This is a genomic window from Methylicorpusculum oleiharenae, from assembly GCF_009828925.2.
GTDB lineage: Bacteria > Pseudomonadota > Gammaproteobacteria > Methylococcales > Methylomonadaceae > Methylicorpusculum > Methylicorpusculum oleiharenae.
The window spans coordinates 4,692,637-4,718,958 of sequence record NZ_WUTY02000001.1 but is presented as its reverse complement, the minus strand read 5'-3'; the positions used below and the strand labels follow the sequence as shown (position 1 = coordinate 4,718,958).

At 50.8% G+C, this 26,322-nt stretch carries 28 protein-coding genes; 18 read left to right on the top strand and 10 right to left on the bottom strand.

What is annotated here, in order from left to right; translation table 11 throughout:
* Positions 1–18: 18 nt before the first annotated feature.
* The 5 genes from GO003_RS20980 to GO003_RS20960 form a co-directional block, all read right to left on the bottom strand.
* A complete protein-coding gene (locus GO003_RS20980) occupies positions 19–1,041 on the bottom strand; it encodes a DUF475 domain-containing protein (protein ID WP_159656060.1) in 1,023 nt (340 codons plus the stop codon).
* A 16-nt stretch (positions 1,042–1,057) separates the two neighbouring features.
* Positions 1,058–1,552, bottom strand: a complete 495-nt coding sequence (locus GO003_RS20975) for a phosphatidylglycerophosphatase A family protein (RefSeq protein WP_206444665.1) — start codon at positions 1,550–1,552, stop codon at positions 1,058–1,060.
* Entirely contained in the window at positions 1,542–1,880 is a 339-nt protein-coding gene (locus GO003_RS20970; protein WP_159656058.1) for a hypothetical protein, read from the bottom strand. The genes GO003_RS20975 and GO003_RS20970 overlap by 11 nt, the downstream gene beginning before the upstream one ends.
* 95 nt (positions 1,881–1,975) lie before the next feature.
* The gene (locus GO003_RS20965) at positions 1,976–2,914 is read right to left on the bottom strand and encodes an ISNCY family transposase (RefSeq protein WP_231089126.1); all 939 of its coding nucleotides are present in this window, start codon (positions 2,912–2,914) and stop codon (positions 1,976–1,978) included.
* A 173-nt stretch (positions 2,915–3,087) separates the two neighbouring features.
* Complete coding sequence (locus GO003_RS20960) at positions 3,088–3,228, bottom strand: hypothetical protein (protein WP_231089125.1); 141 nt, start codon at positions 3,226–3,228, stop codon at positions 3,088–3,090.
* Positions 3,229–4,288: 1,060 nt separating this feature from the next.
* Between GO003_RS20960 and pilL2 the strand changes: the two genes are divergently transcribed.
* From pilL2 to GO003_RS20940, 4 genes are read left to right on the top strand one after another with little or no spacing between them, the layout of a single operon-like run.
* Complete coding sequence (gene pilL2, locus GO003_RS20955; protein WP_206444664.1) at positions 4,289–5,068, top strand: PFGI-1 class ICE element type IV pilus protein PilL2; 780 nt, start codon at positions 4,289–4,291, stop codon at positions 5,066–5,068.
* Positions 5,058–5,864, top strand: a complete 807-nt coding sequence (locus GO003_RS20950) for a hypothetical protein (RefSeq protein WP_159656056.1) — start codon at positions 5,058–5,060, stop codon at positions 5,862–5,864. The genes pilL2 and GO003_RS20950 overlap by 11 nt, the downstream gene beginning before the upstream one ends.
* Positions 5,865–5,916: 52 nt before the next feature.
* Positions 5,917–6,651: a TIGR03759 family integrating conjugative element protein gene (locus tag GO003_RS20945; RefSeq protein WP_159656055.1), complete on the top strand. Its 735-nt coding sequence runs from the start codon at positions 5,917–5,919 to the stop codon at positions 6,649–6,651.
* 58 nt (positions 6,652–6,709) lie between these two features.
* The gene (locus GO003_RS20940) at positions 6,710–7,297 is read left to right on the top strand and encodes a transglycosylase SLT domain-containing protein (RefSeq protein ID WP_206444663.1); all 588 of its coding nucleotides are present in this window, start codon (positions 6,710–6,712) and stop codon (positions 7,295–7,297) included.
* Positions 7,298–7,407: 110 nt separating this feature from the next.
* On the opposite strand, the gene GO003_RS20935 is transcribed toward GO003_RS20940, so the two are convergent.
* Complete coding sequence (locus GO003_RS20935; protein WP_231089124.1) at positions 7,408–8,037, bottom strand: DsbA family protein; 630 nt, start codon at positions 8,035–8,037, stop codon at positions 7,408–7,410.
* Between the two features lie 159 nt (positions 8,038–8,196).
* On the opposite strand from GO003_RS20935, the gene GO003_RS20930 reads away from it, so the two are divergent.
* The 8 genes from GO003_RS20930 (at position 8,197) to GO003_RS20895 (ending at position 19,575) form a co-directional block, all read left to right on the top strand.
* Positions 8,197–8,835 carry an excalibur calcium-binding domain-containing protein gene (locus GO003_RS20930; protein ID WP_159656054.1) on the top strand — a complete coding sequence of 213 codons (639 nt, stop codon included), beginning with the start codon at positions 8,197–8,199 and terminating at the stop codon, positions 8,833–8,835.
* 47 nt (positions 8,836–8,882) lie between these two features.
* Complete coding sequence (locus tag GO003_RS20925; protein WP_159656053.1) at positions 8,883–9,188, top strand: hypothetical protein; 306 nt, start codon at positions 8,883–8,885, stop codon at positions 9,186–9,188.
* Positions 9,189–9,310: 122 nt separating this feature from the next.
* Positions 9,311–9,904, top strand: coding sequence for a winged helix-turn-helix domain-containing protein (locus GO003_RS20920; protein ID WP_159656052.1), 594 nt, complete (start codon positions 9,311–9,313; stop codon positions 9,902–9,904).
* A gap of 265 nt (positions 9,905–10,169) precedes the next feature.
* A complete protein-coding gene (locus GO003_RS20915) occupies positions 10,170–10,445 on the top strand; it encodes an HU family DNA-binding protein (protein ID WP_159656051.1) in 276 nt (91 codons plus the stop codon).
* Between the two features lie 183 nt (positions 10,446–10,628).
* Complete coding sequence (locus GO003_RS20910; RefSeq protein ID WP_206444662.1) at positions 10,629–11,156, top strand: PFL_4695 family integrating conjugative element protein; 528 nt, start codon at positions 10,629–10,631, stop codon at positions 11,154–11,156.
* The gene (traD, locus tag GO003_RS20905) at positions 11,153–13,207 is read left to right on the top strand and encodes a type IV conjugative transfer system coupling protein TraD (protein WP_159656050.1); all 2,055 of its coding nucleotides are present in this window, start codon (positions 11,153–11,155) and stop codon (positions 13,205–13,207) included. Before GO003_RS20910 ends, traD begins: the two co-directional genes overlap by 4 nt.
* Positions 13,208–13,954 carry a TIGR03747 family integrating conjugative element membrane protein gene (locus GO003_RS20900; protein ID WP_159656049.1) on the top strand — a complete coding sequence of 249 codons (747 nt, stop codon included), beginning with the start codon at positions 13,208–13,210 and terminating at the stop codon, positions 13,952–13,954. It abuts the gene before it with no gap.
* Positions 13,955–14,358: 404 nt separating this feature from the next.
* Entirely contained in the window at positions 14,359–19,575 is a 5,217-nt protein-coding gene (locus tag GO003_RS20895; protein ID WP_159656048.1) for a DUF4011 domain-containing protein, read from the top strand.
* Between the two features lie 33 nt (positions 19,576–19,608).
* On the opposite strand, the gene GO003_RS20890 is transcribed toward GO003_RS20895, so the two are convergent.
* The 4 genes from GO003_RS20890 to GO003_RS20875 form a co-directional block, all read right to left on the bottom strand.
* The gene (locus tag GO003_RS20890) at positions 19,609–20,331 is read right to left on the bottom strand and encodes a transposase (protein ID WP_269144433.1); all 723 of its coding nucleotides are present in this window, start codon (positions 20,329–20,331) and stop codon (positions 19,609–19,611) included.
* Positions 20,321–20,836 (bottom strand): helix-turn-helix domain-containing protein, encoded by a 516-nt coding sequence (locus GO003_RS20885; RefSeq protein ID WP_231089123.1) that lies wholly within the window; start codon positions 20,834–20,836, stop codon positions 20,321–20,323. The genes GO003_RS20890 and GO003_RS20885 overlap by 11 nt, the downstream gene beginning before the upstream one ends.
* An 88-nt stretch (positions 20,837–20,924) precedes the next feature.
* Positions 20,925–22,277, bottom strand: a complete 1,353-nt coding sequence (locus GO003_RS20880; protein WP_231089122.1) for an ISNCY family transposase — start codon at positions 22,275–22,277, stop codon at positions 20,925–20,927.
* A 315-nt stretch (positions 22,278–22,592) separates the two neighbouring features.
* A complete protein-coding gene (locus tag GO003_RS20875) occupies positions 22,593–22,931 on the bottom strand; it encodes a hypothetical protein (RefSeq protein ID WP_159657746.1) in 339 nt (112 codons plus the stop codon).
* A gap of 597 nt (positions 22,932–23,528) precedes the next feature.
* Between GO003_RS20875 and GO003_RS20870 the strand changes: the two genes are divergently transcribed.
* The 6 genes from GO003_RS20870 to GO003_RS20845 are packed head-to-tail and all read left to right on the top strand — an operon-like array spanning position 23,529 to position 26,321.
* Positions 23,529–23,819 carry an integrative conjugative element protein, RAQPRD family gene (locus GO003_RS20870; protein ID WP_206444710.1) on the top strand — a complete coding sequence of 97 codons (291 nt, stop codon included), beginning with the start codon at positions 23,529–23,531 and terminating at the stop codon, positions 23,817–23,819.
* Positions 23,820–23,827: 8 nt separating this feature from the next.
* A complete protein-coding gene (locus tag GO003_RS20865) occupies positions 23,828–24,061 on the top strand; it encodes a TIGR03758 family integrating conjugative element protein (protein WP_159657750.1) in 234 nt (77 codons plus the stop codon).
* A 26-nt stretch (positions 24,062–24,087) separates the two neighbouring features.
* Positions 24,088–24,447 carry a TIGR03745 family integrating conjugative element membrane protein gene (locus GO003_RS20860; RefSeq protein WP_159657752.1) on the top strand — a complete coding sequence of 120 codons (360 nt, stop codon included), beginning with the start codon at positions 24,088–24,090 and terminating at the stop codon, positions 24,445–24,447.
* A 2-nt stretch (positions 24,448–24,449) separates the two neighbouring features.
* Positions 24,450–24,821: a TIGR03750 family conjugal transfer protein gene (locus GO003_RS20855; protein ID WP_159657754.1), complete on the top strand. Its 372-nt coding sequence runs from the start codon at positions 24,450–24,452 to the stop codon at positions 24,819–24,821.
* 5 nt (positions 24,822–24,826) lie between these two features.
* Positions 24,827–25,495 (top strand): PFL_4703 family integrating conjugative element protein, encoded by a 669-nt coding sequence (locus GO003_RS20850; protein WP_159657756.1) that lies wholly within the window; start codon positions 24,827–24,829, stop codon positions 25,493–25,495.
* Complete coding sequence (locus GO003_RS20845) at positions 25,479–26,321, top strand: TIGR03749 family integrating conjugative element protein (protein ID WP_159657758.1); 843 nt, start codon at positions 25,479–25,481, stop codon at positions 26,319–26,321. Before GO003_RS20850 ends, GO003_RS20845 begins: the two co-directional genes overlap by 17 nt.
* The last annotated feature ends 1 nt before the right edge of the window (position 26,322 follow it).

The following is a 26,322-nucleotide window of genomic DNA, read 5'->3' as shown; positions in this document are numbered from 1 at the left end:
GTCTCCTGTTGTGAATGGTTACGAAAGTCCTTCGATATTTTTTTGCTTATAACGAATCGAGGAAAAAAGGGACAAGATAATTAATGCGGCCCCGATTAAGCCTGTGAATGTCTCGGGAATGGGGGTGTGAGTGGTAATTAGCATTATTACGGCTAAAATGCCGATCGCGTAATGGGCGCCGTGCTCTAAAAAAACATACTCATCCAATGTGCCTTGGTTGACCAGAAAAACGGTTAGAGATCTGACAAACATCGCGCCTATGCCCAAGCCAATCATAATGATGACAATATCGCGGGTAATAGCAAAAGCACCAATAACGCCATCGAAAGAGAAAGAAGCGTCCAGTAATTCCAGGTACAAAAAGGCCATCATTCCGCCTTTTTTCATGATGTCACCTGAAGGTATATCCTCTTCCTCCGATTCGACCTGAAAAAAACGATCCAGGCTACTGACGACTCCATAAAGAAATATTCCTAAAACACCTCCAAACAAAACATCCTGCTGATCAATTTTTTCAACAAGCTCGTAAGTGATGAGCAAAAACAGCATTGCCAAGGTGGTAGCGACTGCGTCTATTTTGCCGATTGCTTGTATTTTTTGTTCCAGACGGCCCAACCAATAAATATCCCTAGCCTCATCGAACAGGAAGGAAAATGCGACCAACAACAAAAAAGTACCGCCAAACGAGGCAATGAAGGGGTGTGCATCATGGAGATGTTTTGAGTATAACTCCGGTTCATTTATTGCCATGCCGGTCACGCTAAACAAGCTCAGGTCAGTAGCGAAAGCGACAATAAGAATGGGAAATAACAGCCGCATACCAAACACTGCGACCACAATACCCCAGGTCAAGAAGCGATGTTGCCAGAGTGGTGTCATTCGCTTTAAAACCGAAGCATTTACGACGGCGTTATCGAAAGATAAGCTAACCTCCAACACTCCAAGCACAAGCGCCAAAATGACGGCCTGAATACCACCAAAAAGAAAAGCTGCGACTACGCAAAATAATGTGAAGAAAATGGATAAATTAAAATGACGCATTTGAATATCCTGAGTTTCAGAATGAAAATAGTTGTTGATAGACGGTAAGACATAAAAGTGCGTAAAGAGCAGCTAAAAGGTCATCGAACATGACCCCGAATCCGTTTTTTAACTTTTGATCAAAAAAGAGAATTGGCCAGGGTTTGAGAATATCGAAAATCCTGAAAAATAAAAACGCCAGTACAAATGTGGTGAGCGAATAGGGTATCGAAAACAGAATAATGAGCATCGCCACAATTTCGTCCCAGACAATGCCCGGGTGATCACAAACTCCTGAGAATTTTCCAGCCTTGTCGCAGATAGAGATCCCCGCCAGAAAAAACACCAGCATGATAACGGGTATCAGAGGAGAGGGTATTGTTGCATCAAGCAACCAAAATAGAGGGAACGCAACCAAAGTGCCAACTGTTCCAGGCGCCTTAGGACTTAAACCTGAACCGAAACCAAAGGCGAGAAAGTAATTTATGTCTGAACAAATTGAGCCAAAATCAATCTTTTTGTTATTTATCAAAATGTGAGCCTATGGGCAAAGCCGCTCTGTGAGCTAGTCTGAGGAATGATTTATTAGAAATTTTAGCCACATTGCATTTTTTATTTTTAATTTTCAATTTATAGCCTTGTTTTTCAAATTTGCCAATTTCTGGCGACTTCCCAGCAATTGTCATACTTGAAATAAGGTGCATAGGATGTATACAACTTCTCAACCACACCTCAATAAATGCGGTGAATATTTGAAATTCAAGAGCGGTTTTCCAACTTAAAGCGGCTTCGTGGCATAGAATTCTAACATGCGGTCGATTTTTCCATAGCTTTAACATAACAGCTGCAGCAATTCTCATCTTAAAACCCTATCCTGAGTCAGGATTTGTGCCATTGAGTCCTTTAAGCATAAACTGCATTAAATGATCCCAGTCATCGAATGGAAGATACTGCATTAAAGCGCGAAGATGTTCAAACAAGTCCGCCGTGAGGGTAGCAAGCCGCGCACGGCACGGTAATAAGCATCGACCCAATCCAGCGTGGTATGAAGCAAATAGGCAAGTAGCACCCGTGTGGCCATCAAATTCGCTAAATGGTGTTGGCCGTGACCGAAGTTATGGTCGAAATGATAACCGTGGTTCTTGAGCACGTTATTGTTTTCGTTTTCAATTTTCCAACGGCATCGGCCTGAAGCGGCGATGTCGATGACCGTCTCATCGTCGATGGCATGGGTCGTCACCCAGGCATTGCGGTAGAGCTGTTTGCCGTTTTCGTCGGTTTCCGTCAATTCGCACCAATTAAGCATCAAGGTGTCGTCGCTGTTACGGAGCGGCAAGTGATGCATGTAACGGTAATGCTCGGTGATGTGCCGTTTACCGTTCCAGCGTTTGCGTTCCACGACCCGCACCTGGTCGGTACGTTCAAAATCGGCGAGCCAATCGTATAACGCGGAATGGGAATCCGGTTTGCAGACCAGCAGGAGATGAAAGCCCTGCTCGATGGCCCTTTGGCAAAAGTCGTGATGACAATACAAATCGTCGCCGAGTAAGGTGGCACGCCACGGTGCATACCGTGCGCCCCAGGCATCCAGCCACCGCTTGGCCGCGGCCAGTTCGCAGTCTTGCTTGTCCTGACCGTCTTGCGGCTGGACAAACTCGGGTGGCAAGGGCACCACCTGGGGCTGCCCCGGCGCCACGATGACCGGCGTCACGGCGGTATGGCGATGCAAGGTTTTGCCGTTCTTCATCGTTTGCCGAGTGCACTGTGGGCAGGCGATTTTCTCCGAGGCAAAAAAGTCAGTGCCATCCAGTGCGATGAGCAGTGTGTTGACGGTACGGCGGAAAGAATCTAAATAACCGTTTTGATGGAGCCCCTCGCTAATGTCCGCGAACACCGGATAGACCTGCTGCGGCGGGATCCGGTCGAGAAGGGTCCGGACTTGATTCATACTGGGAATTGAGTGCACGCCAAACAGCGATTGCGCATTATTTTTCCCATGCGCACCTGGTAATCTAAAAACGAGGGACTTTGAGTAAAAAATACGGAAAATGCGCTTAACGCGGCATCTTAAACGGCATATTTCAGGTTGTTGCTGGTGGCGGTTTTTCGGCTGTCCGGCAGTGTGCTAAATGCGGCGCGGGTTTTGTCAATCAATGAGCGCGCTGTAAAGGGTGCCGGTTTCGTTGAGGGATGAAAGGGACTGGCCATAAGCTTCCGTGCGGGTTGTAAAAATTAAACAAGCTATGTTAATGGCCAATGAAACTGAGCCAAAAATGGTTAACAATTTTGAGCCACTTTTCTAGACTATTTTACAAATAAATCTGACAGAGTCCCGAAGTTTTTCAGGGAACATCGTGAAGGAGCCCGTCAAGGGTTATGCAAGCAAGCATCTATAGCTACTACTATGACCGGCTGGTATCGACTCAACTGCTGTCACTTACTCAGATAGCGCGGTGGGTCACATTTGACAGGAGTGGCGCAGTGATAATGTCAATTTGCTCGCCTAAATCCAGACGCTCAATTGGGTGTCGGGAGCATTAAATAGTAGAAATTAGATAGTGACCTCGACCGGCGGGTTTTGGCCGTTTTGAGCCATTTTTAATTGTTCTTTTCAGTGTCAGCTTTAAAACGGCATTCGGCGACGGCGTCATGATTGGCCCGATTCTTTTGGGCGCGGTTAAACCCATTCACATGTTCACGCCTCTGTGGATCGTCAATATGTCCGCGCACGGTCATGGACGCCAATGTGTAAGGCCTAAGGACGATCGAGTTGGGCTGAACAAGCCCAATGCGGAATTACCGCGCGAGCAAGGGTTACGAGCCGGCCTCGATCAAACCAACTCCCTGTTGGGACAGGCTCTCAGGTCCAATCCATAATCAGTTGTAGCCAACAGGGGCGGTTCGACCAAGGTCAGTACTGTATTAGGTACCAAAGTTTCCAACACCATTCGCTCGTTTCGCCTACGCCGGCTTTCCTCTCAAACGCAAATTCCGGTAGGGGGTTCAGCTGTTTCAGATTCATTCGGCTGCGTTTGATCGATATGCGCATCCATCCGCATCCGGCCCGTCGTGACCTGCAGAAATTGGCCGTTTGCGACGCGGATCAATGACTGCTCTAAACCCCCATCCCTGGCTGAGCGTTATAGGTATCCGGTTATTTTTAAACGGTAGTGCTCGATGCTGAGTAACAACAGCGCCCTATTCAGCGCTTGCAACGGGAAAGGCTCACGGCAAAAGGCTTAAAGCAAAGGGAAAAAGGTAAAAAAAGGTGCAAAGGGAAGGCGGCCTTAACGGGAAAGGGCTTATCCCTAAAAGGCTTATCTACTGGTTAAAAGGCGGGGCCGATAGATCAAAACCCTCGCAAAAGCAGACAGGGTTTTACCTGTATCTTTACCGGCCAACCCGGCAGACTTCTCTCACACATGACGGAGATTCAAGGTCCAGTCCTGGGCGCTCCCGAGTCATTGCGAGTGTAACCATGAAGCCAAACCTTTGCCATTCTGCCACCTTGATAGTGCAGCCAACCGTACTGGCAGTGCTAGTCGGCTGCGCCTACCAACAACCCCCGCACGCCCGCAGCAGCAAACCGGATCCCTCCTCGATCAGCAGTTTAGAGGCGATCAGTGGCGGACCAGCCGCTGCCCTGCGTCTGGCTATTTATCAAAACAGCGCCAAGAGCCGACCCGCGTCCAGCGTGCAAACCGGGCGTTACAGTGCCTTGATCGCAGGCCCGACGGATCCGCAGCGTCATCCTTTGCACGTCATCATCGAGGTGACGATTCCGGAGGAACACAGCACCGTCGAACAAGCCCTTCGCTACCTGTTAAGACGCAGTGGTTATAGCTTAGAGGCTGTGCTACGACCCGATGTCGCCCGACTGCTGGCCAAACCGCTGCCGGAGGTGCATCGCAAATTGGGCCCGATAGCTTTGCAAGACGCGCTGACCGTGCTGGTGACGCCTTACTTTTTGGTCAGCGAAGACCCAATCAACCGGCTGATCCGCTTCGTGCCCATTGATACAGCCGGGGAGGGCCGTGATGATGCCTGAGCCGCAACCCTCGCGGCCAAACCAGGCAGCCCAAGCCGGGCAATTTAAGCCCCTGCCACACTGGCTCTTGCTCGGCGGTATCGTCTTGAGTGTGCTGGTAATGAGCCTGCTCGGCGGGTTATTGTCTGGCAGGCTTCATAAGCCCGCACCTGATGCTCAGGTTGCCGTTGAAACCCCGGTTGCCGCAGCCCACCCTAAACAAGCTGGTCAGCCACTTGCTGCACCGAACAAAACCGCGGCCACGCCAGCGCCTGAAGCAGGGGATAAACCGGTTGCGGCCAGCAGCCCAAACTCGGATCCGCTGGTCGTAGCCGCAGCCGCCGCAGCTCCAGAGCCAACGGCCATGCTGACTCAGGACATCTCCGCGCTCAAAGCCGCGCTGGCCGATCAGCTCAGGCACCAACAGGAGGGGCACAGCCAACAAGCAACTCAACTCGCCGCCTTGCAGCAGCAACTGACGGCCCAGGCCAGCCAGCTTGCCCAGCTCGACCGCCTTTTAAATGAGACCGCCGCCAAAGCCAAACCGCACACCCCGCCGAAACCTAAAGCCTCCGGCATTCGGAAAGAACCGGCCACAGTCGCGGTTCCCTTCCAATTGGTCAGTATCGATCAATGGGGCGAGACCCACGTAGCGGTCCTGCGCCAGGGCGGGCAACTGCATGAAAAAACCACCGGACAGACCCTTCAGGACTGGCAGCTCATCGCCATTAACCCGGTTGAGCAGACGCTGAGCGTCAAATCGCCGGCCGGCTTCCTGCACACCCTGGCCATCAGCACCCACCTGAATAGCCATTAGACCCTATACCATGCTAAGCCATCAGCACCCAGCAACCGTCTTCGCCGTCGTCATGACCATTATGGCCGGAGACCTGCAACCGGCCCTGGCAGCGGATTCCCAGGACCAGGTCCTGACTTATAAAGACTCCCAAGCCCAAGCCCTTGATGAAGCCTCGCAGCGCCGGCAACAGTGGTCACTCACCGAGGAACAATGGACGCGTTATCAAACTCTGATGCAAGGCCTTCGTGGCAGCATCAGTCCGGCCACGATTTCACCGATCGAAGTGCTGGGCACGCATGCGGAAACCGAGCAGGAACGCCGTTACTATGCGGAACTCTGGGCGCGAATGCGCCATGAGGATGCCGAGCGCATTCTCGCGTTTCAGCAGGCTTATGATGAAGCCTTTCAAAAACTGTACCCCCATGAAACGCTGATCGACAGAGCCCGCCTGCCGCGCCCGGCAGCTAACGATCAGACGATTGCCGAGGGCGATCGGCTCCTGGTCTTTCTGCAACTCAACCACTGCCCGGCCTGTGACAACCTGGTACAGCGCATCGTCCATCAGGCCGCGCTTAAATACCATCAGCTGGATCTGTATTTTGTCGATACCCAGCCCCAACGCGATGAGGGCTTGATAAAACAGTGGGCGCACCAGCAAAACTTAAATCCCCAGCGCTTAACAGCCGGCACTCTCACCCTGAACCACGATCTGGGAACCTATTTCAAAGTAACCCGTCAGCGGCTCGGGCCGATGCCGCAGGTCTTTAAACTTCATGGTCAGACACTGGAAGCGCTGCGCTTATAGTCCCTGCTCACGGTGCTGTGTCATAACAGACCCGACTGAGCGGCGCGAGAACCCATCGATGAACCCAACTGCCTTGCTCCGCTGGGTCGGCCGCAGCCTACCCATAGTGTGTTGTGTCTGGCTTCAGCCCGGCACTGCCCATGAGGCCATACCGGCCAGTTATCAACGCATCGCCGCTGAACACCACCTGCCGCCGGCGGTGCTATACAGTGTTGCGGTGACCGAGAGCGGTCAAACACTGCCTAACGGCCAAGTCCGGCCCTGGCCCTGGACCCTGAATGTAGCCGGCCTGCCGAAACGCTATCCGACCCGCTTAGCGGCCTGGCAGGGACTGACGGCCTATTTAAAACAAGGCATCGATTTGATCGATATTGGCCTCATGCAAGTCAACTGGCGCTATCACCGGCAGCAACTGGGCTCGCCCTGGCAAGCCCTGGAACCGTTCAACAATACCCGCACCGGTGCCAAGATCCTTCAAAGTCACTATCAACAGACCGGCACCTGGCCCAGCGCCATCGGCCGCTATCATTCACCCGGCTCAAAGCCCGCCCAACGGCAACGGGCCAAACAGTACGCCCAACGGGTAATCAAACAGCTGGCCCGTGTTCAGGGCGGGCATCAGGCCCTTGGCTCAGAAGGCTATTAACCATACCGTTGTCCCAGGTATTGATCAACCGGTCAAGATAGTTGTCGCCAACCGGACAGGATAATTGTCGCCGAAGATCCGCAAGCCAAATCAAATTACAAAGAGACCGGTTAGCCTGGATTGAGCAGACCGGCAATTTGCTCCAGCATCGTTTGATGGGTGGAATAATCAACGGTAATCGCCGACTGCTGACCCTCATGCAGTAAGCGTAACGACGGATAAGCCGTTACGCCCATATTCCGTGACGTTTGAATGTCATGCTGTAAAGCCTGCTCAATCTCGGGACTCCGTAAAGCTCGGCCAAACGCAACCGTATCCAGGTCAACTTCCGCAGCGCATTGTTCAAGCGTGTCAAGCAGCGATGGATTTCGAGCCTGTTGGTAATAGGCTGATTGAATGGCCCGTAACAGCTGTGTTTCACAGTCAGGGCCTTGTTCTCTGGCGGCCAATAAGGCCCGGCAGGCCGGATAGGTGGAACGGATCGGCGTGGTCGCGGTCCAGAAGTCAAAATTGAACCGCACTCCGGGCACCGTTGTTTCAATATGCCGCCAGGTTTGCTGAATGGCCTGCTGCATCTCAAGTGGCATCGGTGTTGTGGTGTCCGGCGCCAGGCCGCCCAGCACATAATGAAACCCTATCACCGGCGGTAAATCCCGTTGCAACGCCTGCAAGCTCGTGCTGAACGCATAGCACCAACTGCACATCGGGTCATGGATATACAACAATCGCGGTTCCGGCATGGCTTTACTCATCAGTGGTCGTTAACAGGACAGGGCCTCATTGTAACCAGACCATAGACTTTACGCCCGGTAAAAAGCCGGAAAAAGCCCGCAAGTTGCACTAAGCTAAATCAACCGATCAAGACCTGAACCGTTACACTGAACGACATGAATCAAAACATGAGTACGCAACAAGGGAAACTGGCGCGCTGGATTGAGGCGAGGGGCTTTGGCTTCATTAAACCTGAAACCGGTCAGGGCGAACTGTTTATTCATATTAGCGCCTTTAAAAACCGGGGCCGACAACCTGTGGTTGGCGATGTCATTTTCTATCACGTCAGTGTTGATCGTGACGGTAAAACCCGTGCCATCAATGCCCGGATAGCGGGTGTCAAAGAAGACACAATAAGCCCAGACGCCTGGTCATTGCTGCCATTAGACAAAGACTTACCCAACCCACGTAAAGTCCCTGAAAACCAAGCCTCTTCAAACAAGGCCAACTTGCCATCGCAATGGCCTCAGGTGCAACGACCCCCCAAAAGTTTCAATAGCCAGCCTGTTATCCTCCTGATAGCGGTGACAATTGGCATAGCCGCGTGGATTAAAGTCCAGGGTTTGACTCAACAGACAGCGCCTCAAGCCGTTACAGCCAGCCTGCCGACATTACAGACACGAGCACCTCGGTTTCAATGTCAGGGTAAAGAGTGGTGTTCAGAGATGGCATCCTGTGAAGAAGCCACTTTCTATTTGGAGAACTGCCCCAACACCAAAATGGATGGGGACAACGATGGCATCCCGTGCGAACGTCAGTGGTGTTGATGAGTGCCGCTGACCGTGTTAACGCTCTTCCAACCCGAGGAACAACGATGAAACTGGCCATTCTGTTAAACCTGCTGTTATTAGCCACCGCCGCTCACGCCCAAGAGCCGGCGCAAGCCGATTATTGTCACGATGCCACCATTAATAATGATTGGCGCAAACACATTGCTGCGTATCCGCAGGATCCGATCATTTTAAAACTGGCGGGCCTGCGCGAAGGGTTGTGCCTGATGATCGAGCGAGGTCAGATCACCCAAGAGCAGGGCATCAACATCTGGGAAGATGAACGGCAACGCAGCCTGGTCGACAGAAACAAAGAACAAGCCCTGCACATGCCCAACTATACGCTGTAGTGATTAACCTCAGTGGCTACACAACAGCAGCGCATCGCCAGCATTCCACGATCATCCTCAATTGGCTGGTACTTTGATTTCGAATCTCGCGTAAAATCACCCTGTTGCCAGGGAGAAACGTGATGTCTGACGTGTTGATAGTTATTTTTGTCCTCTATATTATTTATCTCATTATGAAAAAACCAAAATCCACCCCCGAAACAGCTGTCCCTAAAAAACCCAGCCCCGCTCAGAAACCCCCTGAAAAGATTCAAACCGAGCAGGTCGAAACAAAGAATGAAGTGCCCGCTGCGCCCGAAGTGACGCCAGCTAAAGCGGCGCCTAAAAAGTCCAGCCCCGCTCAGAAACTCCCTAAAAAGGTTCAAGCTGCAGAGGCCAAAGCTACCATTGAAGTGCCTTCTGTTGCCAAAGTGACGCCAGCTAAAGCGGCACCTAAAAAACCCAATGTCCTGCAGAAAGCACCCAAGACGGCTGAAGATCTGCTTGTCGAGCCGGTAGCGACGTCGGACATCACCGTAAAAGACCGTATCGGCCTGACTGCAGGCCTTATTTGGCAATACCTCGCAGACCATGGCGCTACCCCGGTAGCCAAATTGATGCGGGAGCTTCCGGAAGAAGAAAAAATCATTCACCGCAGTATCGGCTGGTTAGCGCAGGAAGGTAAAATAACCCTGGACATCGTTGACCGGGCCGAGACTATCGCGCTGAAAGACTAACGGTATTTCAGGCTGGCGAAGGTGCCGGGCAAGGGGCTCGGTCATCCATGGCTTCTGGACCCCGGCCATCCGTGCCGGGGCGACAGCTACGATTAACGCGAACAGGGCCTTCGAAACACGACTCCCTAGCCCAAAATCCTGGTAAGGACAGGCTTCAGCGCCCCCAGGTTGCCAAGAAAAATTAACCTCAGGACGTGAAGATTTTTTATTTCTCTACTATAAATAACGCGCACCCTCTTTTCATTAACACTCAGGAACCTCTTCTATGAATAAAGCCGACTTAATCGATGCCATCGCTCAGCACGCCCAATTAACCAAAGCCGATTCAAGCCGGGCGCTGGACGGTTTACTCCACACCATCGAAACCGCTTTAAAAGCCGGCGATTCAGTCGCTTTGGTCGGTTTTGGCACGTTTGCCGTCAAGGCCCGCGCCGAGCGCACCGGACGCAATCCCCAAAGCGGAGAAGCCATCACTATTGCGGCCGCCAACATTCCAGGCTTCAAACCCGGAAAAAACCTGAAAGACGCGGTTAACCCTTAAACGCTGCGGGGCTGAGGCCATCGGCCCCGGTTTTTGTTTCGTGTTTTCACAGCTTTTAGAGCCTGCGCCGCCTGCGTTTAACACGCCTTGCCTTTCTAATACTCCTGGCAAACCTTCACTCGATAAAACCCTGGCCTTTGAAAACAGGGTTTTGAGTTCGCTTTAAGCGGGCCATGATCCACAATGCGGACGTTTCTCAGCGAACGCAGTGAATCAACCATGCCCAATCGATCCCTCGCCTTGAGTCTGCTCGTCTTGCTTGTGCCGATGCTCAGTGTCGGCGCACCGGTGGTCATTTATGACAGCGGCCGCACCACACGGTTGCCGGATCAGCCGGACACCGTCCACGTGCAAACGCCGGTGACAGCGGATTTTGCGGTGCATCTCGAGCCGTTACCGGTCACCAGTCCCAAGCTGTCACCGGGTAAAGTCGAGGCCCGCAGCCTCGACCGGCGCTATCTGGAGCGGCCGGTCTTCATGGTCGGCGCGGATCCGTTGTCGCTGCGCTGGTTGGCGGTGCATCAAGCCGCGCTGAAACGCCATCAGGCCCTCGGTCTTGCCGTCAACGTCGCCACCGCCGCGCAATTACAGCAACTGCAACAAGCCGCCGGCGGTCTGGCCATTTACCCGGTGGCCGGGGATGCGCTGGCCCGGCAACTGGACCTGGCTCATTACCCGGTGCTGATCACCGGGTCCCGGATCGAACAATGACGACGCAGTATCCGCTGGAAGCCTTGTTGCGGCCGCCGGTGGAGCTCTGGTCAGCTGCCTGCGCCTTCAGTTGCGCGCTGATTGCGGGCCTGGCACCCTGGGCCATGATGATGACGCCCTCGGTCGCCTATGCCACCGCGGCCTTATTGACAGGGTTTGGCCTGAGCCGCACACGGGACGCGTGGAGAGTCTTGCGTTACCAGCGCAACATGCGCAAACTGACGCGCTATGACATCACCGCCCGCGCGATCCCGGTCAGCCGGCAGCGCTTGTTTCTGGGTAAAGGCTTCCTCTGGCAGCAACAACACAGCCAGCGCTTACGCGACACACTCAATCCTCGAGTCAGACACTACATCGAACCTTCAGCCCTGTATCAGTTAGCCCGGCGTCTGGAAATCCGTTGGGAACACACGCCGGTCTTGAACGGCTTGGCCAAACTGCTCCACCGGTCAGCCTGGTGGAATCCGGTGGCGCCTTTACCGCCGGTCGGCGGGAAAGCGGCGATTCATGCCGTGGAATGGCGCGAACAGACCGTGACCATGGATGTGCGGGAACGGGTCGGCCATATGCTGGTGTTAGGCACCACCCGGGTCGGCAAAACCCGGCTGGCCGAACTCCTGATCACCCAGGATATCGCCCGCGGCGATACCGTCATCGTCTTCGATCCCAAAGGCGATGCCGAACTGATGAAACGCGTGGTGGCGGAGGCCAAACGCGCCGGCCGCAGCAAAGCCCTCTATATTTTCCATCTGGGTTATCCGGAGATCTCCTGCCGTTATAACGCCATCGGCAATTTCTCCCGGATCACTGAAGTCGCTACCCGCCTGACCAATCCCTTGCCCAGCGAAGGCAACTCGGCGGCGTTTCGGGAATTTGCCTGGCGCTTTACCAACATGATTGCCGTGGCCCTGGTCAAAATGGGCAAACGCCCCGACTATCAATTGATCACCCGGTATATCACCCACATCGAACCGCTGTTGACCGACTACTACCGGCACTGGCTGCCCGAGGTGGCACCGCCTGATTGGGAACAGCAGGTGCAACGCATGGCCGCCACCATCAACGAACGCGACTTGCCCTTTGCCCTCAAAGGCCGCTCGCCGGAAGTCATTGCCCTGGTGCGCTATGTCAAAGAGCAAGGCTTTTACGACGCCGTCGCCGACGGCCTGCGCTCGGCTTTTGAATACGACAAAACCTACTTCGATAAAATTGTGGCCTCCTTACTGCCGCTGATGGAAAAACTGATCACCGGTAAAACCGCCGCCTTGATCTCCCCGGACTACACCGACCTGACCGATACCCGGCCCATCATCGACTGGCGGCAGATCATCCGCCGCCAAGGAATTGTCTATGTGGGTCTGGATGCCTTATCGGACATGGCTGTTGCTGCCGCCGTCGGCAATTCGATGTTTGCCGATCTGGTCTCGGTGTCCGGGGAAATCTACAAGCACGGCACCGACCGCGGCCTGCCCGATGCCGAAAAAACCCAGACACTGCCGACCATTTCCCTGCATGCCGATGAATTCAACGAACTGATCGGTGATGAGTTTATCCCCTTGCTGAACAAAGCCGGGGGCTCCGGCTTTCAAGTCACCGCCTATACCCAAACCTGGTCCGATGTCGAAGCCCGGATCGGCAACAAAGCCAAAGCCGGGCAGGTGGCCGGCAACTTCAATACCCTGATCATGCTTCGGGTCAAGGAACTGGCCACCGCCGAAATGCTCACCACGCAACTCGATACCTGCAACATCAGCACCATCATGGAAGTCTCCGGCGTCAACGATTCCGCCGATCCTCATTCCCCCATCGATTTTACCTCGCAAAACCAGGATAGGATCTCGGTGACCGAGATGCCGATGATAGCCCCGGCCACCGTCATGGCCTTACCCAAAGGTCAGGCCTTTGCCTTGCTGGAAGGTGGTCAACTCTGGAAAATCCGCATGCCCTTGCCTACCAAAACCAATGATACGTTGCTGCCCAACACCCTGAAGGAAGTCGCCGAGGAAATGAACCGTCGCTATATGACCAGCGACCACTGGTGGGCTGTCTGAGTGGCAGCGCCGCGTCAAACTCAACCGGCCGCGCAACCAACCGCAGAGCCGGGGCTGTTCGCGGCAACCCTGACGCGAGCGCTGCAAGCCGTCATCTTTCTGCTGATGACCTTGTGCTTCTCGATACTGCTGGAATGGCTGGGCATGGCCACGGGCTTTTGGCAGGCGCCTGGCAGTCAACACAGTGAGCGTATGCTGGAAGAGGAACTGCGTGTTCTGAATGACGATTTTCAACGCAGCGTCATCGTAGCCCGACCGGCCGACTTTGCCCGGCGCTTTGCCGATCAATGCTATGACCTGACCTTCCATAAAACCGGACTGCAAGCCGCCGTGATCTGGCTGGCAACGCCCACCGCCGGGGTCAACGACCAACCCTTCAGACGCCGCTTACACGCGGCCTATCAACAGGTTCACGCCTATATCGAAGCGGCCATCAACGTCATCCGTATCTTTGCCGTGCGTCTGGCGGTTTTGACCCTGGCCCTGCCGGCCTTTATCCTGCTCGCCTTGCTGGGCCTAACCGACGGTCTGGTGCAACGCGACATCCGGCGCTGGAGCGGCGGCCGGGAAAGCGCGTTTGTCTACCACTGGGCCAAAAAAATCATCTATCCCGCCCTGATCACCCCCTGGATCCTCTATCTGGCCATTCCCGACAGCATCCACCCCAACCTGATCGTTCTGCCGTTTGCCGTGTTATTTGCTGTCTCGGTCAGAGTCATGGCTTCGACGTTTAAGAAGTATTTGTAGCGGGGTAGGGGCGATGATTTTCGCCGTCAAACGCTCAGATTACCGAAATGAAGGCTAACAATAAAACCAAGGCGACATTCGCAGCAATGCCTTGCCGCCCGTTGGGGACCGATCGAATAACCGCAGTACCATTTCATGTTGAAACATTCCCAAATTTCAAAGAAGGTATGAAGAAAGCAGATGAGACGGGGATTGGACATTTAATAAATTGCTAATGCTATTGGGGTCTATTATTCTACTATCGGTTGACCGAATAATAGAACTTCGCCCAATAATGCTTGATTGCAAGGCTTGACGCCGTCGATTTCGGCAAACTGTATACCCGTGGCAATCATCGTTACCAAGCAGATTCTTGAATCTGATTTTAAAAAAATGTACTTCAGAAAAAAATATGGATATTCATCATGCAAGATAAAAAGATAGCGATCATTACCTCTGTTATTCCTAAGCTTAACCTAGCTTTTCAGCAAAATTCTTTGCCACTAATTACAGAAATCGAATTAAGGAATAGTAGCCAGCAAAATTTTCGTGATCTTGAATTGGTTTTAACTAGTTCGCCCTGTTTTCTTATTGAGCGAACTTGGTTTATCGATAAGCTTGCAGCTGATACCCAAGTCATTTTAGAGGATATCAGAGTTGAGCTAAATGCCGATTTTTTGCGAGCCGTACACGAATCTTTACTGGGTGAAATGACGTTCACTCTAAGATCAGGCGTAGAACTTCTTGATGTAAAAACAAAAAAAATTGAATTATTAGCTAAAGATGAGTGGGTGGGCACGAGGATATTGCCGGAAATTCTGGCGGCTTTTGTGCAACCTAATGATAAAGCCGTGCAAGCCATTTTACGCGATGCATCGAAGATGCTTGAAGTCAGTGGTCAGTTAGCTTCGATTGAAGGTTATCAATCCAAAAATCCACGACGCGTGGCTAATATTGTCAGTGCTCTATGGAGTGCCGTGTGCAAGTTGGATCTTAGCTATACAACTCCACCCGCTAGTTTTGAAGAAGAAGGGCAACGGGTGCGCTTACCTTCAAAAATAGTAGAAACCCGTCTGGCAACGTGTTTGGATACGTCGTTATTATTTGCATCTTGCCTTGAGCAATCAGGTTTAAATGCGTTGGTTATCTTTACTAAAGGTCATGCCTTTACGGGTTGCTGGTTGAGTGATGACGACCTTTCATCTGCGGTGATTTATGACGCTCAAGCTTTGCGTAAACGCTGTCAATTAAATGAATTGATTGTATTTGAAACCACTCTTTGTACTAATAAACCACCGGCTAAATTTAGTTTGGCCAAACAAGAAGCTGAAGACAAGTTAAATAATGATGCGGAATTTGTTCTGGCGATTGATATTAAGCGCGCTAGATCCGCTCGTATTAAACCATTGTCTGATATAGAGTTAGCTGGCGGGTATCAGGCAAATATTGTCGTTGATGAAATTGAATTGCCTGTTGAAATTATCACCGACATTCCTGAGCAAAGTATTGATGCTAATAATGCCCCGGAGACCATTTTTGATACGCCAGAAGCACGCATAGAAAACTGGAAGCGTCAGTTGCTGGATTTAACTATGCGTAATCGCTTATTAAACTTTACCAGTCGTACCAGAGCAATTGAAATCAATTGCCTCGATATAGCCAGTCTTGAAGATATGCTGGCTGACAATCATAAATTTAAGATTATATCGATTGATACCTTAAACGTTGACACTGATCCGCGCTCGGAGCATTTGCATTTGCAACAACATCAGGAAAATTTGCTTTCTGAAAAATTGCAGCGGCACTTAACCAGAAAAGAGTTGATTGCAAACTCGGATAGTAAAAAACTCACTACAGATTTGTTGGAACTTTACCGCTCAGCGAAGGAGTCAGTTCAGGAAAGTGGTGTCAATATTCTTTATATTGCTTTAGGATTTTTAGAGTGGACTAACGGTAAAGATGCACAGCGAATTTATAGAGCTCCACTGATTTTAATTCCAATTGAAATTACACGTAAAAGTGTGAACTCAGGTTTTCAGTTGCAAGCCCATGAGGATGAGCCGCGATTTAATCCCACCTTGTTGGAAATGCTAAAACAAAATTTTGCACTTGAAATTCCTGAGTTAGAAGGCAATCTGCCGACCGATGAGCATGGTTTAGATGTTAAGAAAATCTTAAATATTCTGCGTATAAAGATAAAAGAGATTGTTGGTTGGGAGGTTGAAGAGAGCGTGGTTGTTTCCACCTTTTCATTTGCGAAATATTTGATGTGGAACGATTTATGTGAACGTGTCGATGCCTTAAAAGAAAGTGCGGTAGTTAAACATTTGATTGAAAGCCCCCGAGACATGTATACCGGAACGGGTATCGAATTTCCAGATCCTAGACATCTCGATGCTTCCCGACACCCCAGAGATACGTTTATCCCTTTACTAGCCGATAGCTCGCAAATTGCTGCTGTATATGCAGCAGAAGCAGGTAAGGATTTTGTTTTAATCGGGCCGCCCGGTACCGGTAAAAGTCAGACCATTGCTAATATGATTTCTCAGTTATTAGCGACTGGGAAAACTGTATTATTTGTTTCGGAAAAAACTGCGGCTCTGGAAGTTGTTTATCGCCGCTTGTACCAGGTTGGTTTAGGCGAGCATTGTCTTGAATTACACTCTGCAAAAGCCAAAAAGTCAGATGTTATTGCGCAACTAGGTAAGGCTTGGGGCGCTGTTGATATTTCAGGACAGAATTGGGAAAAAGACGCAGAACGCTTAGCGCAAGTCAGAAGCGATTTGAATAAATATGTGGATCGCTTACATCATCGTTATCCAAATGGACTGACGCCACATCAAGCGATGGGCGTGGTCATCAAGTACAGTGATGTGCCGGCGGTGAAATTGCACTGGCACAGTCCGGCCGAGCATTCCTTAGAGACGTTTGAAGCACTGCATGACATTACTAACCGTATTGACGCCAATAGTATTGAGTTAACAGGCATCGGTTTGGATGTTTTTTCACAAATTACGACTGGCGAATGGTCGCCGACTTGGCAAAGTGAAGTCTTAGGTTTAGCAGGTGGTGCGCAGCAAGTAATTAAAGCACTGGAATTTGCATCTAATGAGTATGCACAGCACTTAGGATTAAATTTAACCTTTAACCAATTGTCTCAATTGGTTGCATTACAAAAACTAGCGGTGCTGTTACCAGATGCTTTTGCTGAAAATTACGGTTTTGGTTTTTTGCCACAAGCGCCAGTGCAGCGTAAAGAACTACTGGAATTGTCTGACTTGGTTGAACAGTTTCATAGCCGAATGAAGGGCGTCAAAAACCATTTTAGACGCGCTGCATTGGACTGTGATCTGGAAGATCTTAAAGATAAGTGGCTGGAATCTCAAGAGAAATGGTTTTTAGCCAAGTGGCTGGGAAAACGCTCGGTCAAAAAAGCATTAGGAAAAAATATAGGTAAAAAAATTCATCCTGAACACATGTCGGATGATTTCGATGTTTTAATTGAGGCCAAGAATTTTCAAGGAAAAATTCTTAAATATCAACATCTGTCATCTGTTGTTGGTAAATATTGGGAAGGCGTAGATTCGGATACCGTATGGATTAGAACGGCATGTGACTGGATGGATGGTGTGTTAAGTGCTTTGGCAAATGTGAGTACAAATGCTGGACAAATGGCTGCTAATAAGCAGCATATCTCACTGTTAGTGATAGATCAAAATGAATTACTAGAGCGCAATGCGACTATCGGTGCTAAAGGCACAGCCTTTATAGAGCAGTTTAGTCACTATCAACAACATGCAGAACAATTGGCTACCGTTATCGGCTCTCAAGCAGGGGATGTTTTTAAAGCTACAGGGGAGAATGATTTCTTCCAACGGGTTATTGAGCAATGTGATGCCTGGTTAGCACACAAAAATAAACTGTTTTATTGGTGTGCTTGGCGAAAAGTGAGACAGGATGCTATTTCCGCTGGCTTAGCCCCTTTAATTGAAGGTATTGAACAAGGGTATACTGATGGTTTATCCGCAAAAGAATTGTTATTGGTTAATTATTCACGTTGGTGGGTTAATTCGGTTATTGATTATGACGAGGTGTTGAGAAACTTTATTCCGGCTGAACATCGTCAAAAAATCGAAATATACCATCAGTTAGATACTGATTTTATGCAGCTTACTCAGGAATATGTCAGGGCCCTGTTAGCTAGCAATATCCCTAAAGCACAAGACATCGAAAAAGGATCTGAGTGGGGTGTGTTAGCGCGTGAGATTCAAAAGAAAACACGCCACATGCCGTTGCGGCAATTAATGAGTCAGATGCCGGAGGTGATTACCAAATTGACCCCTTGTGTGATGATGAGTCCCATGAGTATTGCGCAATATCTTCCTGCAAATAGTAAGTCGTTTGATGTGGTTATATTCGACGAAGCTAGTCAGATTACTGTATCTGATGCAATTGGTGCAGTTGCAAGAGCTAAACAGGCTATTGTGGTCGGTGATCCAAAGCAGCTTTCACCCAGCTCCTTCTTTGCTAAGAAATCAGGCAATGATGAATACTCCGATGATTTTGAAGAGGATATGGAATCTATTTTAGATGAATGCTTAGCCGCAAACATTCCTTGTATAAATCTAAATTGGCATTACCGCTCACGCTGTGAATCGTTAATTACCTTTTCTAATCATAAATACTATGGTGGTAAGCTAGTTACCTTTCCGAATAATGATGCTCGCGGCATGTCAGTGCATTATCACGCAGTTGATTCTATCTATAAGGAAGGCCAAAATCGCATCAATCGAGGTGAGGCGGAAGCGATTGTCGAGGATATTGTTACCAAATTACGTCAATCTGGCTTTAATAAATCAATTGGCATTGTGACCTTTAATATGGATCAACAAAAATTGATAAGTGATTTATTTGAAGTAGCACGTAGTCAATACCCGGAAATAGAACCGCACTTTGCTGAAGACAAATTTGATTCTGTATTTGTTAAAAATTTAGAAAGCGTTCAAGGAGATGAGCGTGATTTAATTTATTTTTCTATCACCTTCGGTAAAGATGCTGCCGGTAAGTTGAGTATGAATTTTGGCCCAATGAATCAAGCCGGTGGCACGCGTAGATTAAATGTTGCGGTAACCAGAGCCAAAGAAGAAATGCATGTGTTTGCTTCATTAAAACCGGAACAAATCGATTTATCGCGTACCGCTGCCGAAGGTATCAGGGATTTAAAACATTTTCTTGAATATGCTCAACGTGGTGTTTCCGCATTGACTGAAGCAGTTGGTGCCCCAGGTGGCTTTTTTGACTCACCATTTGAACAAGCCGTAGCTGAAAGGCTGCATGCAAAAGGCTGGGTAACGCATTCTCAAGTGGGTGTATCTGGATTCAGAATTGATCTTGGTGTGATTAATCCTGATGCGCCTGGTCTGTATCTGAGTGCTGTTGAGTGTGACGGCGCTAGTTATCATAGTTCTGCTACTGCCAGAGATCGTGACTTTTTAAGAGAGCAGGTATTAAGATGCTTGGGTTGGAAGGTAATTCGTATCTGGTCAACAGATTGGTGGATTGATCCCCAGTCAGCTTTAGAACATGTCGATGAGCAATTACATAAGCTGTTGGCAGAGTATCGAGCAAAATCTTTGCCTTAACTAGTACCCAGCTTCCGAAATACATTCGATAATCTAAACAAGCAGAGGTTTGCCAATATAAGTCCATCGAAACGGTTTTGCTAAAGTCACATTAAAAAACTCAATGAATGACAGAATGCGTGCATTTAAAACTTCCTTTGATGGAAAACTCCCACGTTTTAGTAACCGACGGCTCAGGATACCGAACCAGATTTCTATCTGATTAAGCCATGAACAATGTTTGGGCGTATACACAAAACGGATACGATGATCAGAGCATTGTAAAAAGTCTGCGCGGGAAGCCATATTCTCTAAAATACCGGATTTGCCTTTCTCGCCTAATGCGTCTTTTATGCCGCAGAGCTCCGCCACGCATGCCACCAACGAGGCCGACTTATGGGTATTGAGCTGGTCGGCGACAAACACCCATTTTGCATCGGGATCGGTTGCTACCGTTGCCCGGATGTGAGCCACAAAGTCGTCTTCTGTCCGGGTGTCGCCAAGAGTGGGACAGATGACTTTACCGGTAGCCACTTCAAAATTAGCTATCAGGGTTTGTGTGCCATGCCGCGTGTATTCAAACTCATGCAACTCCAGTTTCCCTTTGGACATCGCATGGTCGGGATGTATCCGTTCCAGTGCCTGAATGCCCGTCTTTTCATCAACACTAATCACATGCACGCCCGACTCATGAAGCTCCTGTGCTTGGTGATAAAGTTTACACACCGCTCTCACGTCTTGCCGAAAGTCCGCTTCATTATCGACCTTATGATTCAACCAATATTTGATCCGATGGGGTTTTAAATTCCCCTGATTTTAAAAAACGCCCGACACTGCTGGCTGATATGTTGGCGACAATACCCCGATTGATCACTGTTCGCGCGAGCTCTGGTTGCGTCCAGTGACTGAGATGTTCCGGGGGCGTTTCACAGGCAACCGCCAACAATTGGCAAATCTGTTCTGCCGTGAATGTACCGGGGCTACCTGGGCGCGGTCTGTCCGCCAGCACTTGACCGACCGCTTCTCGTAACTGCTTGGGTTTATTCTTAAATTTTTCCAATTCAGCGGTGTTATCAACCCAGCGTTTTCGCCAAAAACCAACCGTCTCTTCGCATAACCCCAAGTCTTGGCTGATGGTTTTGTTATAGCTCCCTGTGCTTGCCGACAACACTATCTCAGCTCGTTGCACCAAGCTATGGGGAGCTTCGCGACTCCGAGCGATTGTTTGTAAAATGTCTTGTAACTCAATATTCAGTTTCAGTGGGGATAAAGGCCGTGCCATTTGCTCTAATATTATCAATTTAAAACAATATATTATCTAACATATTTCAAGTTGTTTATACTAGTCCAGCAATTCTCATTTTAAAACCCTATCCGGAGTCAGGAATTGTGCCGTTAAGTCCTTTAAGCATAAACTGCATTAAATGATCCCAGTCATCGAATGGAAGATACTGCATTAAAGCACGAAGATGTTCAAAAAAAGTTCGCCGTGAGGGTAGCAAGCCGCGCACGGCACGGAAATAGGAATCGACCCAATCCAGCGTGGTATGAAGCAAATAGGCGAGTAGCACTAGGGTGGCCATCAAATTCGCTAAATGGTGTTGACCGTGACCGAAGTTATGGTCGAAATGATAACCGTGGTTCTTGAGCACGTTATTGTTTTCGTTTTCAATTTTCCAACGGCACCGGCCTGAAGCGGCGATGTCGATGACCGTCTCATCGTCGATGGCATGGGTCGTCACCCAGGCATTGCGGTAGAGCTGTTTGCCGTTTTCGTCGGTTTCCGTCAATTCGCACCAATTGAGCATCAAGGTGTCGTCGCTGTTACGTAGCGGCAAGTGATGCATGTAACGATAATGCTCGGTGATGTGCCGTTTACCGTTCCAGCGTTTGCGTTCCCCGACTTGCACCTGCCCGGTACGGTCAAAATCGGCGAGCCAGTCGTATAACGTGGAATGGGAATCCGGTTTGCAAACCAGCAGGAGATGAAAGCCCTGCTCGATGGCCCTTTGGCAAAAATCTTGATGACAATACAGATCGTCGCCGAGTAAGGTGGCACGCCACGGTGCATACCGTGCGCCCCAGGCATCCAGCCACCGCTTGGCCGCGGCCAGTTCGCAGTCTTGCTTTTCCTGGCCGTCTTGCGGCTGGACAAACTCTGGCGGCAAGGGCACCACCTGGGTTTGCCCCGGCGCCACGATGACCGGCGTCACGGCGGTATGGCGATGCAAGGTTTTGCCGCTCTTCATCGTTTGCCGAGTGCACTGTGGGCAGGCGATTTTCTCCGAGGCAAAAAAGTCAGTGCCATCCAGTGCAATGAGCAGGGTGTTGCCGGTACGCCGGAAAGGATCTAAATAACCGTTTTGATGGAGCCCCTCGCTAATGTCCGCGAATACCGGATAGACCTGCTGCGGCGGGATTGGGTCGAGAATGGTCCGGACTTGATTCATACTGGGAATTGAGTGCACGCCAAACAGCGATTGCGCATTATTTTTCCCATAGGTTTTTTGCATGCGCACCTGATAATCTAAAAACGAGGGACTTTGAGTAAAAAATACGGAAAATGCGCTTAACGCGGCATCTTCAACGGCATATTTCAGGTTGTTGCTGGTGGCGGTTTTTCGGCTGTCCGGCAGCGTGCTAAATGCGGTGCGGGTTTTGTCAATCAATGAGCGCGCTGTAAAGGGTACCGGTTTCGTTGAGGTATGAAAGGGACTGGCCATAAGCTTCCGTGCAGGTTACAAAAATAAACATTATACAAGCTAAGGTTTTAAATTGAGAATTGCTGATACTAGTCGCTTATCTGTTTTTTTGAATTAAAGTTGATTTTATCATGTGATCGGTGCGATTTTTTGAGAACCGCATTTAGCGCATTTGCCGGGTGGGGTCGTTCTTTTTGAACGCCACGAGTATTTGCATTTATAACAATACATACTTCCATTCCATGTTGGAGGCTGATAGCCTTTAGGAGGTGTAATGGTTAGCTTTAACGCCTGTTCAATTTGAATTTTTTCAGATTCTTTTCTTCTTAGTTCCGCCTAAACAAATTTATTAGGGTCAGATTGCAAATCACGATACATATTATCTAATATTTCACGAGATCGCGGCACAAGTTCGCTACTAGGAAAACATCGAAATCCATCAGTATTTAATTTATCTAAAATAATAGACAAAGGTACTCCTAAAACTTTAGCGTATTGATAAACAGTTTGGGGTGATGGCAGCGTTATTCGGCATAACTCCTCTTCATTAGCCGCTTGATTATTTTTCGAATAAGATATTTGGAGTGGATGTTTCGGTTTATCAGTCCGCGGATTCAATAACAAATCGTCCAAATGATCAAACGATTTTATAAACTTCGAAATTAAATCCCACATATATCTCAGATATAAACTAGTAGTACGGAGAAGGCTAATTTCTTTATTATATACAAGAAGTGCTACGTCTTCCCCTATTTAATCTCCAAGTAATTCAGGGATGCTGGTTGTAAAGTCGACCCCAGCAAAGGAGTCACCCATTAGCCTGCCCTAGTCAATAAGCCAAAACAACCCATCAAGCAAATTTGGGTTTTTTCGAATTCACTGCCTTTAAGACCAATCTCTTCAACCGGTTATTAAACCGCTGGATTTCGTGGGCGCGAGGTCCGAGAGTGTGGGTAAGTTGTGGTCAGCAGGAACGCTGTCCATGACTTATCCACACGGCTCTGCTCGGACCGGTCCGCAGGACGCGTCCACAAATCCATCGGTTACTCTGTGTGTCAGGCCCCTGTGTCAGACTGGTTATCGCATTTAAAACTTTATAGCTTGAAAAAATGCAGACTCGTTGTAAGGAGAAAGCCTTAGTCGAGGCCAACCGGACTGATGGTCACCAACAGGCAGCTAACCCTCACCTGTTGAGTTAGGGTTTTCAATAGGCTTTTGCTGGCCGGTCATCAACAATAGCCCTCATCTTTTCTCGTTCAGGTATTCATGCCGATGCGCTGTAAAAATGGGATCTTGCTGCTGTTGCTTTGTGTGCCCTTGTCGGTCCTGGCCGATGCCGATGGCGAGCGGGCTGCCTTGGCCAGGCTCATCCATGAACTGGACGGCCTGGAACCGCTGGTTGCCGCCGCCCAGGCGCAAGCGGATCAAGACGGCCGGGTGCACTTTCAGTACGACTGGCTCCTGCTGGATATCGAACGGATCAAACTGGGTATTCAGGAACATCTGACATCCCCCCGTCAGGCACGCCGTATTCAGCCGCTGCAAGGCGATTACCGGCGTTGACTTTAACCATGACGGATGCCCAAGTCTCAGCCTTTTCGCAGTCAACCGGTGGTGTGGCACCCGGGCATCTGGTTTTGGTGATTGCCGGGGTACTGGCGGTCATTTATCTGATCTGGCTCGCCTGGCTCGCTCATGCGCACTTTTACGCCTGGCAAACCGGTCAAGGGGTTTTTTATGACCTGCTGTTGGCGGTCATGCGCGGCGCCGTGGTGGCTTTGTTACTCGGTTATTTACTCCGTTAATGCGTTTTTTATCAGAGGACCTCCTTATGTTGAAGCGATTGCAACTCACACTCTATCCCAAACTGCTGGCCGCCGCGACCGGTCTGCTGCTGTTCAGTGACCAGTTGGTTGCTGCCTTACCGACCGCGGTCGCACCCAGCAATGCCCCCAAAGCCGGCGACTGGCTGACCTTGATCAAAGGCTATGCCAAAGATGCCGGATTGGTCATCGGCCTGGTGCTGGCCGTGGTCGCTTTCCTGTGGATTGCCTGGATCAGCATCTCTAAATTCAATGAAGCCCGCACCGGCAAAGCCGAATGGGGTGAAGTCGGGTTGACCGCTGTGGTCGCAGCCGGCGTGATGATCTTTATCAGTTACCTGCTCACTGAAGCCTCCAACGTCATTTAAACATGGACCAGCCCACCGAGCTCTTGGCCGACCGGCTCAATCAGGAGCCGGTCATCTTCCGCGGCAGCACGCAATCGGAGTTAGGCTTGATTTTACTGCTGGCCACGCTGTTCTGGTTGCCGACCGGCTTAGTCGTCGCCGCCTGTTTTGGCGTCGTGGCCATGGGGCTGGGACTGGCCATGCTGGGTGTACTCCTGACCATCGTCGTGGGTTCGACACTGTTTCAACGCATCAAACGCGGCCGGCCTGATCATTATTATCAGCATCGGCTGATCATCTGGCTCCAGCACCGGGGTCTGCGTTCCAGTCAGTTGATCGTGCGCGGCGGCCGCTGGGATCTGGGCCGAACCCAACCGCCCCGGCTGGGCCGCTGAGACTTATGCGCTACCAAGATGTGAACAGCCGGCTCACCGCTCATATCACCAGCTTACGTGCGGTCATCGCCGGGCTGATGATCATGATCGGGCTGCTGGGCTATGCCTGGCATGCCGCCCGCACCGCTATTCGCATCCATATTCCGCCTGATCTGCGCTCCGGCGCCGTGGTCAAAGCCGATGACCTGGCACCGGCCCATGTCTATGCCTTTGCCGCCTATATCTTCCAGCAGCTCAATCACTGGGATAGCAACGGTGAGAGCGATTACGGCCAACAGATTTTCCGCATGGCGGCCTATTTGACCCCGGATTTTCGCGAATACCTGAGCAACGACCTCGCCCTCCGCGGCCAACGCGGCGAGCTCTCCGGTCGGGTGCGCTCGATTCAACCGGTCGCCGGGCGCGGCTATGAAGAACGCCGGGTGACGGTCATCGATCCGCAAACCTGGCAGGTCTGGCTGGATTTGAGCATACAGGAAACGGTAAGAGGCATGGACGTCAAACAGGTCCGGATTCGCTATCCGCTGACGGTGGTGCGCTACGACGTCGATCCGGAACTCAATCCCTGGGGTTTGGCATTGAGCGGCTTCGGTGCCGAGGGGCCCCAACGCATCGACATGAACGAAGAAACCGAGATTTCGCGCGCGAGAGGTGGTCATGAAACAGGTCCTTAATCAGCAGTCAACCGGCATCCCGGGAATCGGCTCACTCCTGTCCCTGTGCCTGGCCTTCAGTCATGGTGCTTGGGCCGATGAAGCGGTCGAACGGCTGTTTTGGGACAAAGTACCGCTACGCATCACCTTACCGGTAGACCGCGAACGCCGGGTAAGCTTTCCCGGTGAGGTCCGGGTCGGCATCCCGCCGCAACTGGCCAGTCAATTACGCACCCAAAGCAATGCCGGCACCGTCTATTGGTTAGCCCACGCCCCGTTCGAGACCCAGCGTATCGAAGTCCGCGATCTGGCCGGGCAGGGCAGTGTGCTGATCGATCTGAGTGCCCAAAACGATCCGGATTTACCTGCGCCTCCGCTGGAAATCCAATTCCGGCAGCAACCGGCCGACAGCGAGGCGGACCCAAGCACGGGATCCGACGCGCAACAGTTGTCCCGACGCGCTTCTGCAAAGAACTCCGCCCGGGTACCGGGCCTGGTGACCTTGACCCGGTTTGCTGCCCAGCAGCTCTATGCCCCAGCGCGCTTATTGAAAACCGCGCCGGGTATCCACCGGGTTTCGGTCAGCCTCAAGCCGATAAGCCATTTGCTGAAAGGTGCAGCGATCACTGCAACGCCCATCGCCGGCTGGCAGAGCGGGCGGTGGTATGTGACTGCGGTGGCGCTCAACAACACCAGTGCCCAGTTTATCGCACTGGATCCCCGACACCTGCGCGGCCAGTGGCGGGCCGCAACCTTTCAACACAGCCGCCTGCATCCGGCCGGCAGCGAGGCCGATACCACCGCCGTCTATCTGATCTCAGACCGGCCGTTTCACGAGGCGCTGTGAG